A 13,560-nucleotide genomic window follows, 5' to 3' on the forward strand; every position below is an offset into this window, starting at 1 on the left:
GATCTACCCCTTAATCATCAGATGAATTGGATATGATTTCGATTTTTTTTGAAATAACGCAATAAGGTTTGTCAAATATTCATGAACGGACTGTCCGGTCTTTTGCCAATCATTATATATCGTTGGCCCGTAACTGATGCGAGAGACACCTAAGTGCAGATAATCTTCTAGACGATCTTTCTCGATATCAAGCATGATGTTAATGGGAAGTGACGTGTGTTCACAAATGTGTTGGATAAATTCTTTATTTTTTAAACCAGGAATAAACAGACAGTCTGCTCCAGCTTGTTCGTAAGCCTGAGTCAGATAAACGGCGTTTGAGAGCAGTTCATGATCTTGATTTTTTTGAGCAATATCCCCAGTAAAAAACATGTCCGTTCTTGCGTTTACTAGTAACTGATTATTTGTATCGACAGACTGAATGAATCGTAATCGTTCGCAAAATGTTTCTTTATCCATTATATCAGCCATATGCGGATAACGGTCTTCTATATTGATGCCATCAACTTTTCGCTTTAACAGCAAGTTGATAGGCTCTTTTAATTCTTCTAGCGTAGAAGCAAAACCTGACTCAATATCAACGGATAAAAAGGGTGAGGTCTCATGCTGAATAGATGGAATCAATTGATCAAATTGGATGTTTTCACCGTCCTCTGAACCTAAGTAGTCAGCGACGGCATAGCTGCTAGTTGCGATAACAGCTACATGATGTTCAGCGAGAATTTGTGCACTTTCTTTATCCCAGCAATTCAGTAGAATGAGTGGTCTTGTTGGATCGTGTAATTGCATGAATTGTGATTTGCGGTCCATATGTGTCCCTCTTTTCTGATGTGTTAAGCCTTAGTATACTGCTACTCAAAATACTTTCTTTCGAAAAATGAACAAGTATTTTTTAGTGGATATTTAGATATGTAAACCGATTTGCTGCAGTGGGATACAATTTCATACAGAACCTGCTCTTTTCTAGAGAAGTGTACACAAAGTCATCATCATATTTGGCAGGACTATTGATGAAACCAATTACCTCAGACACACTCACATGAATAGAAGCATCTTTGCAAAACGCAAAGAAACGATAGAACGCGCTTTTGCGGATGCAAAAGAAAAGCATGGTATGCGTTGGACAAAGCTCAGAGGTCAAACAAAAGTTTCAATGCAGGTAATGCATATTTTCGTTGCTATAAATCCTAAAAAACGAGCAAACTAAACAAAGAAAGAACCATGACCAGTCTAAGAATAAGAGAAAACCCCACTGTTTCTCGAAGGTGAGAGTGGGGTTTGTCTACGGGCTGAAGCAGAGGTTATACATCTCTGCTTTGTTTTCGTTCAATTTGTTTCTGGCGTTCTAACAGTACATCGCTTCGGTCCCGTAATCGGTGTTTTTCAAGTAAAAAAGTATTAGATAAATCACTATTCTGTCCAAAAACAAGACCAGCTCTCGCAGCAGCAGTATGGCATAAAGTAAGGAGTGATGAATCATTGATTGGCAGCAACACACTCTCATAGGGGGTTTCTGCTTCTATTTTCTTTTTTAAAGCTCTAATAAGGAGAATCAATTTGTCAAAATCAAGACCGAGCTTTGTGATGACAGTTGCTTCTCTTGCTAGAATATGGAGGCTGTTAGAGATAAGCCGTTTTGCTCCTCTGAAATTTCCACGTCTTTGGTGATATAAAGCGACGGCAAGTTGGATGAAGCCAACCCAGTACTCTTTGCGTTCACTTGGGGGATCTTCCTTCCAATACTCTTCAAGAATTTCATGACATTCAAAGTAATCTCTCGTCGTATGAAATTCATGTAAAAATGCAAGATACGAATCAGGGTACAAGTCACGTCATCTCCTTTTCCTTTTTTCAGTCTAACATAATAAAAAGAAAAGAAGAAAGAGCGCCCCTTTGCCTGAGAGGGCGCTCTATTTCATTAGTAAACCCAAGCCGCGCCAACGATGATGAGCAGAATGAAAAGCACGACAATTAACGCAAATCCTCCGCCGAAGTAATAGCCATCTCCCATAATGATACGGCCTCCTTTTTCATCAGTTCGTATTACAGTTGTATTTTATGTGTGAGTCACCTAATTGGTATGGGCGATTCCTCTGTTTTTCATGTTTTATCAAATGATAAAAGGCTGAAATTATATTGGACGAGAGCTTTATCGTGACTTATACTAAAGGTTAGCTGGTGAAACAGCGCTTAGAAGACACAGAAATGGTGAGAAAAAGAATGCTGGAATATCAGGTGAAAATAGATTCGTTTGAAGGTCCTCTGGACTTGTTGTTACATTTAATCAATCGTTTGGAAATTGATATTTATGATATTCCCGTCGCAAAAATAACGGAGCAGTATTTATTATATGTCCATACGATGCGAGAGCTTGAACTAGATGTCGCCAGTGAATATTTGGTGATGGCAGCAACGCTACTTAGCATCAAGAGTAGAATGCTTCTTCCTAAACAAGAGGAAGAGCTTTTTGATGAAGGCCTCCTTGAAGAAGAAGAGGATCCACGAGAAGAATTGATTGAAAAACTGATTGAATACCGAAAATATAAAAATGCAGCACTAGAATTAAAAGAACGAGAAGAAGATCGGCAAAATGCATTTACTAAACCACCTAGTGATTTAAGCGAATTTGCCAAAGAAGCAGAAACAAAGGACACAAATTTGCAAGTGACAGTGTATGATATGTTAGGTGCATTTCAAAAAGTATTAAACCGAAAGAAAATAACAAAACCAAAGCCCTCCAAGATTACGAGACAAGAAATCCCGATTGAAGAAAAAATGAATGATATTATGAGTCAATTAAGAAAAACAAAAAAGCGAACCAATTTCATGACTCTTTTTCAGCATGATCAAAAGGAGCACCTTGTCGTGACGTTTCTCGCTGTTCTAGAACTGATGAAAAATCATCAAATCACCTTAGAACAGGAAGGGAATTTTGAAGATATCTATATTATAGGGAGTGAAACGATTCATGACGCTTGATATCGTGAATTGGAAAGCCGTTTTGGAAGCTCTGCTTTATGCAGCTGGAGATGAAGGCTTAACAAAAAAACAACTTATGTCTGTGCTTGAAGTAGACGAAGCGGTGTTACTAGACATTATGTCTCAAGTTAAAGCAGTATATCAAAAAGAAGAACGAGGCATTGAACTAATTGAATATGCAGATTCGTACATGTTATTAACAAAAAAAGAATATAGCGTGTATTTAAAGAAATTAATCGAAACACCATCAAAGGGCTTATCACAAGCGGCACTTGAGGTCCTAGCGATTGTATCCTATAAACAGCCCATTACCCGTGCAGAAGTTGAAGATATCCGCGGGGTGAAATCAGAACGTGTTCTCCATAGTCTAGTGGCAAAAGCGCTATTATGTGAAGTTGGACGAGCAGATGGACCAGGACGTGCCATATTATATGGAACAACTTCAACCTTTTTAGAGCAGTTTGGGTTAAGAGCCCTTGATGAACTTCCGCCACTTCCAGAGCATGTTGAAGCTGATGGTGTACAGGAAGAAGCAGACTTATTTTTTGAAAACTTTAATCAAACATTCGAAGAAATAAAGTAGTTCGAAATAAGGAAATATGTATGATAAAATATTAAAAAGATTTTAGGTCTAAAATCTTCTACAGCGAGATAAAATGGTGACAAAGCCATGAGGGGAAGGTAAAAACGATACAAATGGCACATATCAATGTGAAGGCTCAAGTTGATCAAGCAGGCGTTTTTTTATCAAAAGTTGTCATCGAAATGAGTGACTACTTGAATGAAACAACCTTATCGAACTTGAAACAATCAAACCCCAATGAGGAAGCCTATTATTGTGACATGCTGAGTACATTACGAAAGCTAGCTGTTTATTGTGAGGAAGCAGCTGCGTTATGCAAAAAAATAATGCAGCAAAAAACTTTTCCAGAACAAGCAGCAGAACAAATACTTTACCGCATTTATCATCAATGCATTGAAGAATTTTTCACACCGAAAAAGGAAACATGGTATGAAGACAGTCGCTCAGCTTATACAGGAAAAAGTTGCATTGTATTTCATCATGCAGTACCAGCAGAGCTGAAACAGCTATTTTCATCACTGGAAAAAGACTTTCTTGTGATGAGGGAAGAGCTTGAATATCAGGCATCTGACTATCAAATGAATATGAGGTAACGAATGGAAGCGTCTCTAAGCAGCAGGAGGCGCTTTTTTTTATGGCATAAGCATCATAACTTTGACAAGCCCGCATACACTTGTATAAAACGGACAAGGACGTGAATGAACATGCCCTATTTAAAAATTGGAACAGCAGTCCTTCTTCTATTAGTACTCTCACTGCCATTATCTTCACCTGCTAAAGCCGAGCACTCGCTTTCAGTGAGTGCTAAGAGTGCCATTTTAATAGATGGTCAGTCGGGAAGAGTCCTCATTGGAAAGGACGAGCATGAAAAAAGAAAAATCGCAAGTATCACCAAAATCATGACTGCGATTTTAGCAATTGAGTCAGGTAAAATGAAGGAGCCGGTTAAAGTATCCCCTAGAGTCCTTCAAGCAGAAGGATCGTCCATCTATTTGAAAGAAGGACAAAAGGTGAGTTTAGAAGACCTTACTTACGGTCTCATGTTGCGCTCTGGAAATGACGCAGCTGTAGCGATTGCTGAGCATGTTGGTGGGAGCCTTGAAGGATTTATCTTTATGATGAATCAAAAAGCCTCTGAGCTTGGGATGGAAAATACAAACTTTCAAAATCCTCATGGGCTGGATGATCATAAAAACCATTACTCAACTGCCTATGATATGGCGATTTTAACAAAATATGCGATGGGAAATAAAACATATCAAAAAATAGCAGGTACGACATTTTACAAAGCGAAAACAATGGAAGGTTACTGGAAAAACAAAAACAAACTGCTGACAGGACTGTATCAATATACAACAGGTGGTAAAACGGGCTATACAAAGCTTGCTAAACGAACCCTTGTATCCACTGCTTCAAAGAATGGAGCGGAGCTGATCTCAGTCACAATCAATGCACCAGATGATTGGAATGATCACATTTCCATGTTTGAGTACGTGTTTGATCACTATAAAACCTACATTCTTGCTGAAAAAGGGAGAATAGCTTCATTAAAAGGAACATTTTATGAAAAAAAAGCTTTTATTAAGCGAGATGTAGATTATTTACTAAATGATGATGAAAAAAAGCAAATCAAAATCGAAACAAAAATGTTGACACCTCAAAAAAAATGGAAGAAAAAGCAATCGGCCATACCAGATGTTGTTGGAAAAATGACGTTTTTATTAGATGAGAAGATCATCGAGGAAGTTCCTGTTTATTACGAGAATAAGCGTAACCCGATACCCCATAAAAGCTTTCAAGAAATGTTTAAATCTGTCTTTCAGACATCAATAGGCGGATTTTCATGGTCAATCTAATTTGGGTGATGCTGACTGTCATCGGTCTCGTATATGCCATGTTTAACGGCACGATGCAGGAGGTAAATGAAGCGGTTTTTAAAGGATCGAAAGAAGCGGTCACCATTTCAATTGGATTAATTAGTGTACTAGTGTTTTGGCTAGGATTAATGAAAATTGCAGAGGAAGCAGGGCTTTTGCGATTATTTAGCAATATTTGTCGTCCGTTTATTTCTAAGCTCTTTCCTGATATACCACCTAACCATCCAGCAATGGGCTATATTTTATCCAACCTGATGGCGAATTTTTTTGGACTAGGTAATGCGGCAACACCACTGGGAATCAAGGCGATGGAACAAATGAAAATATTAAACAATGGAAAAAAAGAGGCGAGCAGGTCGATGATTACCTTTCTTGCTGTCAACACATCCTCTATTACACTCGTTCCAACAACGGTGATAGCGATTAGAATGACCTATGGTGCTGATCACCCAACAGATATTGTCGGACCGACTATTTTAGCTACGCTGATTTCTGGCATTGGGGCTATTATCATCGATCGCTATTTCCACTATCGTAGAAGCAGGCGGGGGTGACGTTTTGGAATTTATTAACTGGCTATCACTTGCTCTCATCCCACTGATTATTGCTGGGATTCTCATTGCCGGGACGATCAAGAAGATTCCGACCTATGAGACATTTGTTGAAGGCGGAAAAGAAGGCATTCAAATTGCGTTCTCCATCATTCCATATTTAGTAGGAATGCTTGTTGCCATCACCATTTTTCGTGCTTCGGGTGCGCTTGATTTTGTCATGGGACTATTAAAGCCTGTTTTTACAGCAATTGGTGTTCCTACAGAAGTAGTGCCACTTGCGTTTATTCGGCCCATTTCTGGAACAGCTGCACTTGGAATGACAACTGATTTAATTTCGACATACGGACCAGATTCCTTCATTGGAAAGCTTGCAGCGGTGATGCAAGGTTCAACAGATACGACACTGTACATTTTGACCGTTTATTTTGGAGCTGTCGGTATTAAAAAAATGGGAGATGCTCTAAAGGTAGGTCTTCTTGCAGATTTAATCGGAGTGATTGCATCCATTATCATTGTTGGGTTATTATTTGGAAGCGCCTAAAAGGCGTTTTTTCATGTTTTAACAAAAAATGGGCATTTTTAATCTAAAATAGGGCTTGATTTCCCTATTTTTTCACGAATGCTTGTTTGTTGCTAGTCAACAAAGTAAGATAGTACATGAGGTGAAAGACAAAATGGAACGTTTACAGAAAGTAATTGCACATGCCGGTGTCGCATCAAGACGAAAGGCTGAAGAATTAATAAAAGAAGGACGAGTAACAGTTAATGGTCAAAAGGTGACTGAACTAGGAGTGAAAGTCAGCTCTTCAGATATCATTGAAGTCAACGGCTTAAAGCTTGAAGGAGAAGAACCGGTTTATTTTATGTTATATAAACCACGTGGGGTCATTTCAGCAGCAGAAGATGATAAAGGAAGGAAGGTCGTCACAGACTTTTTTGACGATATTCCAAAAAGACTTTATCCGATCGGCCGTTTAGATTATGATACAAGCGGATTAATATTGATTACAAATGATGGCGAATTTGCTTATAAATTAATGCATCCCAAATATGAAATTGATAAAACTTACGCAGCGAAGCTAAAGGGAATTCCATCAAAAGAATTGCTCAGAAAACTTGAAAGAGGCATCATGTTAGACCATAAAAAAACCGCACCAGCAAGAGCAAAGATATTATCTATTGATAAAAGAAAACAAACCTGCATCGTGCAATTGACTATCCATGAGGGTAGAAACAGACAAGTGAGACGGATGTTTGAAGCAATTGGACATGATGTATTAAAACTAAAAAGAGAACAATACGCATTTCTTCATATTGAAGGGCTGAGACCTGGAGATCGAAGAGAGCTAACACCTCATGAAGTGAAGCGATTAAGAGCGATCGCTGATCATGGAAAGAGTGCTTTCTAATTTTCACATAAACTTCAAAAAATGACGAAGCATCAAAAGAAGGAGAATGCTATAATTTACCTGAATGTCTACGGGGAAGGGGTTACTTCAATTGAAGAAAAAACGATTTTTCATACGGACTGGTATTCTCCTTATGATGCTTGTTGCATTTGGTTATACAATGTACAGCTCAGTATTTGCCAAGCAAGATCGAGTGAAAGAAGGCTCAATAGCACCTAATTTCGTTCTCCAATCGGTGAAAGGAGATCGTATCGAATTAAACGATCTAAAAGGAAAAGGGATATTCCTAAACTTTTGGGGAACATGGTGTGGACCTTGCAAACAAGAATTCCCCTACATGGCCAATCAGTACAAGCAATTCAAAGATCTAGGGGTTGAAATTGTGGCGGTCAACGTAGGTGAATCAAATATTGCTGTAAAAAATTTTATGGATGCCTATGGTGTCAACTTTCCAGTTGCAATGGATAAAGATCGTCAAGTGACAGAGGCGTATGATATTACACCACTACCAACGACGTTTTTAATTAATCCAGAAGGAAAGGTCATCAAGGTCATAAAAGGGACAATGACCGAAAGCAATATCTATGAATATATGAATTTGATTAAACCAAAGGGGTCATAGAATGAAAGAGGTTAAGTGCGAGTGCGGACACATCAATCCAATCGGTACACTTCTATGTGAATCATGTGGCAACCCAATTGCAGCCAAAGTACAAAACTCATCTATGCTACTGGATATGAGATATGACGGCAGTGCGAGGCGTTCGCAAACATATCATAAAACCATTGTTGACAAAGTGTGGAATTTCTTTTCTTCCGTCAAAGTAGGGGTATGGCTTATTATCATTACATTGCTCGCATCATCCCTCGGTACGATTTTTCCACAAGAGCAGTTTATTCCGCCTGGATCAGAGGCCTCGACATACTATGAAGAACAATACGGCTCATTTGGTAAACTCTTTTACATACTTGGATTTCATCAGCTATACAACTCTTGGTGGTTTTTAATACTTATTGCGTCGATTGGTATCTCTTTGGTGATTTGTAGTCTTGACCGTGTGATACCGCTTTATCGGGCACTGAAAAATCAAGGGATTGTGAGAACAGAAGGTTTCATGAGAAGGCAGCGTCTTTTTAGCGAAACAAATCAAACCTTAGACGAGGATACATATCAGAGCATGATTCAATCGATGAAACAAAAACGCTATCGCGTAAGAGAAGAAAATGGACATATCTTAGCTGAAAAAGGACGCTTCTCAAGGTGGGGTCCATACGTCAATCATATCGGTCTTATTATTTTTTTAATCGGTACAATGCTTCGTTTTGTTCCGGGAATGTATATTGATGAAACGCTTTGGGTGAGAGAAGGAGAAACAGCACCAATCCCAGGTACAAACGGACAATACTTTCTGAAAAACAATCAATTTACAATTGATAAGTATCAATCAGAGAGTGAAAAAAAAGTATTTGAAGATGCGATTGAAAAAGCAGGAAATGGACAGGTCGTCAAAAGCTATAAAACAGACGCGACCTTATACAAGCGCGAGGGAGAAATCGTTTTTGGTGAAAAACCAACATTAAAAAAGGTCACAGAGCATGATATTAAGGTGAACGAGCCCCTTAAATTTGACCATTTTTCATTATATCAGGTCGACTTTAAACAAAATGAACTCGATCAAATGGTGTTTCAGTTAATCCGTAAAGATACGGAAAAAACATACGGGCAGGTTGAAATTAATTTGCTTGAGCCTAAGTCAGAATATGATCTTGGTAGCGGTTACAAAGTGAGAGTTGCTAGCTACCTGCCAGATTTTTATTTTGATGATGACGGTACGCCTAGTACAAAGACAAGGAATCCAAACAACCCTGCCTTTGTTTTTGAAATGATCTCTCCAGAAAAACCAAAGGGTGAAAAAAGCTTTGTTGCCATTCAGGAGACGGTTGAGGGATCTGATAATAACCTATATAAAATGAAATTTGATCATGTTGAGACGAAGAACGTAACGGGTCTCACCGTCAGAAAAGATTTAACGCTAGGAGTATTAATTGTTGGCGGCATCATTTTTATGATTGGTGTTATTCAGGGCATGTATTGGCAGCATAGAAGGATTTGGTTCGCGAGAAAAGATGGAAAGGTGTTTGTTGCAGGACATACGAACAAGAACTGGTTTGGGTTAAAGTCAGATTTGAACATGTTATTAAAAGATAGGGGCATCCATCAACCAGTCGATCAAAAAGAACTGCCTGATACATCAAGTATCAGCAAAAGCAAAGGGGAGGGATTAGATGGCAGCAGTCAGTGAAAATCTATTGTTTGCAGCTTTTCTATTATATTTAGCAGCAGTTCCTTTTTTTGGTGGTGCCATTAAAGGAAAAAAGAAAACAGATGGAGCACAAAAGAATAAGGCAGCAACAATCGGGCTCGTGTTAACGATTTTAGGCTTTCTCAGTCAGCTAGGCTATTTCATCTCCAGATGGATCGCCTCAGGTCATGCACCGGTAAGTAACTTATTTGAATTCACGACAGCGTTTGGCATGATGCTTGTTCTTGCGTTTATCATTTTGTACTTTGTCTATAAAGCATCTGTTCTTGGTTTATTTACACTGCCCATTGCGCTTTTAATCATCGCATATGCAAGCATGTTTCCGTCAGATATTTCACCTTTAATTCCGTCACTGCAAAGTAAATGGCTTTACATTCATGTGACAACTGCTGCACTCGGTCAAGCCATTTTAGCAATCAGTTTTGTAGCTGGTGTCATCTTCCTTTTAAAGAATGTTGATCAAACAAAGCCGGGTAAAAAAACATTCGGATTAGAGCTTGTTATGTTTATGATTGTTGTCACTCTGTCATTTATCGCAGTGACATCTATATTTAGAATGACAGGTTATGAGGCAAAGTTTAATTGGATAGATAAAAGCGAAAAAGAAAGTGTCATGATTTATGAGCTTCCAGCGCTTGTTGGACCAAATAAAGGAGAACTTATCACACAAGATCGCTTGGAGCCATTTGTAGACCTTCCGCCTGTCTTTTCAGGGAGAAAGGTAAACACAGTGATCTGGTCATTTGGTGTGGGTCTGATTGTGTACGGTCTTTTACGTCTCATCATTCGGAAACGGTTAAGTGCACTCCTTCAGCCGTTAGTGAAGCAAGTGAACCTAGATTTGGTCGATGAAATTGGTTATCGTGCGGTTTCAATCGGTTTCCCTGTGTTTACACTTGGTGGACTTATTTTTGCGATGATTTGGGCACAGCTTGCATGGACTAGATTTTGGGGGTGGGACCCGAAGGAAGTGTGGGCACTCATCACATTTCTTTTCTATGCTGCCTACTTACATCTACGGCTATCGAGAGGCTGGCATGGAGAAAAATCAGCTTGGCTAGCAGTAATTGGTTTTGCCATCATCATGTTTAATTTAATTTTTGTGAATCTTGTGATTGCAGGACTTCACTCTTACGCATAATGACAAGAGAGAAAAGCCAACTTTTATGATTCATATCGGCTTTTTGATAAAATGTAGGTAACAACGGAGAAAGCAGGAGGATGTCAATGGAACACTCAACTCAACAAACAAAAATATTAGTCGTAGACGACGAGGCAAGAATTCGCCGCCTCTTAAAAATGTACCTTGAACGTGAAAACTATGAAATTGATGAAGCGGAAAATGGTGATGACGCTATTCAAAAAGGACTTCAAACCGATTATGACCTAATACTGCTTGATTTGATGATGCCAGGCACTGATGGTATTGAAGTATGTAAACAGATTAGAGATAAAAAGGCAACACCTATTATTATGCTCACAGCAAAAGGAGAGGAAACAAACCGCGTACAAGGATTTGAAGCAGGGACTGATGACTATATTGTGAAACCATTTAGTCCTAGAGAAGTTGTTTTGCGTGTGAAAGCTCTCCTAAGAAGATCATCACAAACTTCGTATTTAAATACAGGAACCACTGCGAAGGATGTTCTTGTCTTCTCGCATTTATCGATTGATCACGACGCACATCGGGTCACAGCTGATGGTAAAGAAGTGAGCCTTACGCCGAAGGAATACGAACTTTTATATTTCCTTGCCAAAACACCAGATAAAGTATACGACAGAGAAAAACTGTTGAAAGAAGTATGGCAATATGAATTCTTTGGCGATCTTCGAACAGTTGATACTCACGTGAAACGTCTTCGTGAGAAACTGAATAAAGTATCTCCAGAAGCAGCTAAAAAAATCGTCACTGTTTGGGGTGTCGGTTATAAGTTTGAGGTCGGCATTGAATGAAGCTTTGGAAAAGTGTCGTAGGGAAGCTTTGGTTAACCATTCTTTTCCTCGTGCTCATCGTTTTATCTATTTTAACTGTGCTACTTCTAGAGTTCATTGAAAACTATCATGTAGAAGAAGCAAAATCTGATCTAACACAAATGGCAAACAAAGTAGCAGTGATTTTAGAAAGACATGAAGACCAATCGCTTGCAAGATCGATCACGTCAGAGTTAGCTGATAAGCTTACAAGTATCGCGATTATTCCGGAAGTGGGGCCAGCGTGGTACTCACCTAATGATGGAGATAAGCTTCCAGCAATAACGAAGGAAGAAATTGAAAAAGACAAAGATCTTAAAAAAGCTTTAATTGATCAGAAAAAAGTGAGCAAGCGTGCTGATCCTGTTTCACATGATCAAAAAGATGAACGGATTGTTGTCGGTGTTCCATATGTTGCAAATGGTGAAAAAGGCATGGTGTTTTTATCTCAATCGCTATTGGCTGTCGAGCAAACGACAAAGCATACGACGCGCTATATCTTTTTAGCCGCAGGGATTGCCATCATTTTAACAACCGTTTTTGCCTTCTTTTTGTCAACCCGTGTAACGTATCCCCTTCGAAAAATGCGAGAGGGCGCACAGGATTTAGCAAAAGGAAAGTTTGACACGAAAATTCCAATTCTCACGCAGGATGAAATAGGAGAACTTGCGATTGCTTTTAATCAAATGGGGAGACAGCTCAAATATCATATTACGGCACTAAATCAAGAAAAAGAACATCTTTCTAATATTCTCAGTAGTATGGCGGACGGTGTGATTACGATTAACATCGATGGCACCATCCTTATGACTAATCCACCAGCAGAACGTTTTCTTCAGGCATGGTATTACGAGCAAAACATGAATATTAAAGATGGAGACGAATTACCGCCAGAGGCTCGGGAGTTGTTTCATACAGCAGTGAGTACAGAGAAAGAGCAATTCATTGAAGTGAGCTTACAAGGGCGTACTTGGGTTCTGCTGATGACACCACTTTATAATCAACAAGACGTAAGAGGAGCGGTTGCGGTTCTTCGTGATATGACAGAAGAACGCAGACTTGATAAGCTGAGAAAAGACTTTATTGCCAATGTCAGCCATGAGCTACGCACACCGATTGCGATGCTCCAAGGGTATAGCGAAGCCATCGTTGATGATATTGCAGGGTCTGAGGATGAGAAAAAAGAAATCGCTCAAATCATCTATGATGAGTCTCTGCGAATGGGACGTCTTGTGAATGATCTCCTTGATTTAGCAAGGATGGAAGCAGGTCACATCACACTAAACATCGAATCAACAGATACAGAAGAATTCATTGAGAAAATCTACCGTAAATTCCTTGGGATTGCAAAGGAAAAACAAATTGAATTAACATACGATTTTCAAGTAGAAGACCCGTACTTTATGTTCGACCCTGATAAGGTTGAACAAGTATTTACGAATCTCATTGATAATGCAATCAGACACACATCAGAAAGGGGAGAGGTTCACTTCTCTGTTCATTCAGTAGAGAACGGCCTCAAAATGGATGTGAAGGATTCTGGTAGTGGAATTCCTGAGGAAGATTTGCCATTTATTTTTGAGCGCTTTTATAAGGCTGATAAAGCAAGAACAAGAGGTCGATCTGGTACAGGACTTGGGTTAGCAATCGTAAAAAACATCATTGAAGCACATAAAGGCTCTATAACTGTTCATAGTAAACCAGGAAGCGGCACGCACTTTACTTTTTATATTCCGAGAAAAAAGCAGGATTCCGTCTGATCTTGACGAAGAATCTTGTTACATGAGAAACACTTCTTTTTATAGAGGTGTTTTTTTGTTTCAGTAAATTTAAGGAGAAGTTAAATAAAAAACCCTTTCCAAA

Annotated in this window: 15 protein-coding genes and 1 pseudogene; 13 read left to right on the forward strand and 3 right to left on the reverse strand. The window is 39.0% G+C overall.

All coding sequences use genetic code 11. The annotated features are described in order from the left end of the window. Nucleotides 1–3: 3 nt before the first annotated feature. Nucleotides 4–810 (reverse strand): isocitrate lyase/PEP mutase family protein, encoded by an 807-nt coding sequence (locus tag ACQKEZ_RS03820; protein WP_427298945.1) that lies wholly within the window; start codon nt 808–810, stop codon nt 4–6. A 141-nt stretch (nt 811–951) separates the two neighbouring features. Between ACQKEZ_RS03820 and ACQKEZ_RS03825 the strand changes: the two are divergent. After that, nucleotides 952–1,207: pseudogene (locus ACQKEZ_RS03825) on the forward strand (transposase); the annotation flags it as partial. 94 nt (nt 1,208–1,301) lie between these two features. Here ACQKEZ_RS03825 and ACQKEZ_RS03830 read toward each other — a convergent pair. Both ACQKEZ_RS03830 and ACQKEZ_RS03835 read right to left on the reverse strand, forming a co-directional pair. Continuing rightward, nucleotides 1,302–1,826 carry a DUF309 domain-containing protein gene (locus ACQKEZ_RS03830; protein WP_427298947.1) on the reverse strand — a complete coding sequence of 175 codons (525 nt, stop codon included), beginning with the start codon at nt 1,824–1,826 and terminating at the stop codon, nt 1,302–1,304. Nucleotides 1,827–1,918: 92 nt separating this feature from the next. Then, nucleotides 1,919–2,011: a YjcZ family sporulation protein gene (locus tag ACQKEZ_RS03835; protein ID WP_008359694.1), complete on the reverse strand. Its 93-nt coding sequence runs from the start codon at nt 2,009–2,011 to the stop codon at nt 1,919–1,921. Between the two features lie 209 nt (nt 2,012–2,220). Here ACQKEZ_RS03835 and ACQKEZ_RS03840 point away from each other — a divergent pair, with 209 nt between their 5' ends. The 12 genes from ACQKEZ_RS03840 to ACQKEZ_RS03895 all read left to right on the forward strand — a co-directional run bounded on the left by ACQKEZ_RS03840 (nt 2,221) and on the right by ACQKEZ_RS03895 (nt 13,457). Further along, nucleotides 2,221–2,979 (forward strand): segregation/condensation protein A, encoded by a 759-nt coding sequence (locus tag ACQKEZ_RS03840; RefSeq protein ID WP_427299326.1) that lies wholly within the window; start codon nt 2,221–2,223, stop codon nt 2,977–2,979. Continuing rightward, on the forward strand, nt 2,969–3,562 hold the full coding sequence (scpB, locus tag ACQKEZ_RS03845; RefSeq protein ID WP_427298950.1) for an SMC-Scp complex subunit ScpB: 594 nt from the start codon (nt 2,969–2,971) through the stop codon (nt 3,560–3,562). The genes ACQKEZ_RS03840 and scpB overlap by 11 nt, the downstream gene beginning before the upstream one ends. A 113-nt stretch (nt 3,563–3,675) precedes the next feature. Beyond that, the gene (locus ACQKEZ_RS03850; RefSeq protein WP_427298952.1) at nt 3,676–4,155 is read left to right on the forward strand and encodes a YpuI family protein; all 480 of its coding nucleotides are present in this window, start codon (nt 3,676–3,678) and stop codon (nt 4,153–4,155) included. A 111-nt stretch (nt 4,156–4,266) separates the two neighbouring features. Further along, nucleotides 4,267–5,418, forward strand: a complete 1,152-nt coding sequence (locus ACQKEZ_RS03855) for a D-alanyl-D-alanine carboxypeptidase family protein (RefSeq protein WP_427298954.1) — start codon at nt 4,267–4,269, stop codon at nt 5,416–5,418. Beyond that, nucleotides 5,406–5,993, forward strand: coding sequence for a nucleoside recognition domain-containing protein (locus ACQKEZ_RS03860; RefSeq protein ID WP_427298956.1), 588 nt, complete (start codon nt 5,406–5,408; stop codon nt 5,991–5,993). Before ACQKEZ_RS03855 ends, ACQKEZ_RS03860 begins: the two co-directional genes overlap by 13 nt. A gap of 4 nt (nt 5,994–5,997) precedes the next feature. Next, on the forward strand, nt 5,998–6,534 hold the full coding sequence (locus tag ACQKEZ_RS03865) for a spore maturation protein (RefSeq protein WP_427298958.1): 537 nt from the start codon (nt 5,998–6,000) through the stop codon (nt 6,532–6,534). Nucleotides 6,535–6,655: 121 nt separating this feature from the next. Then, nucleotides 6,656–7,402: a 23S rRNA pseudouridine(2605) synthase RluB gene (rluB, locus tag ACQKEZ_RS03870; RefSeq protein ID WP_427298960.1), complete on the forward strand. Its 747-nt coding sequence runs from the start codon at nt 6,656–6,658 to the stop codon at nt 7,400–7,402. Between the two features lie 91 nt (nt 7,403–7,493). After that, on the forward strand, nt 7,494–8,024 hold the full coding sequence (gene resA, locus ACQKEZ_RS03875) for a thiol-disulfide oxidoreductase ResA (protein WP_427298962.1): 531 nt from the start codon (nt 7,494–7,496) through the stop codon (nt 8,022–8,024). Between the two features lies 1 nt (nt 8,025). Beyond that, entirely contained in the window at nt 8,026–9,705 is a 1,680-nt protein-coding gene (gene resB, locus ACQKEZ_RS03880; RefSeq protein ID WP_427298964.1) for a cytochrome c biogenesis protein ResB, read from the forward strand. Further along, the gene (ccsB, locus tag ACQKEZ_RS03885; protein WP_427298966.1) at nt 9,689–10,867 is read left to right on the forward strand and encodes a c-type cytochrome biogenesis protein CcsB; all 1,179 of its coding nucleotides are present in this window, start codon (nt 9,689–9,691) and stop codon (nt 10,865–10,867) included. The genes resB and ccsB overlap by 17 nt, the downstream gene beginning before the upstream one ends. A gap of 86 nt (nt 10,868–10,953) precedes the next feature. Next, nucleotides 10,954–11,679: a response regulator transcription factor gene (locus ACQKEZ_RS03890; protein WP_427298968.1), complete on the forward strand. Its 726-nt coding sequence runs from the start codon at nt 10,954–10,956 to the stop codon at nt 11,677–11,679. Then, nucleotides 11,676–13,457, forward strand: a complete 1,782-nt coding sequence (locus tag ACQKEZ_RS03895; RefSeq protein WP_427298970.1) for an ATP-binding protein — start codon at nt 11,676–11,678, stop codon at nt 13,455–13,457. The genes ACQKEZ_RS03890 and ACQKEZ_RS03895 overlap by 4 nt, the downstream gene beginning before the upstream one ends. The last annotated feature ends 103 nt before the right edge of the window (nt 13,458–13,560 follow it).

The sequence above is a fragment of the Bacillus sp. NPDC077027 genome (genome assembly GCF_050269555.1).
Taxonomy (GTDB): domain Bacteria; phylum Bacillota; class Bacilli; order Bacillales; family Bacillaceae; genus Bacillus.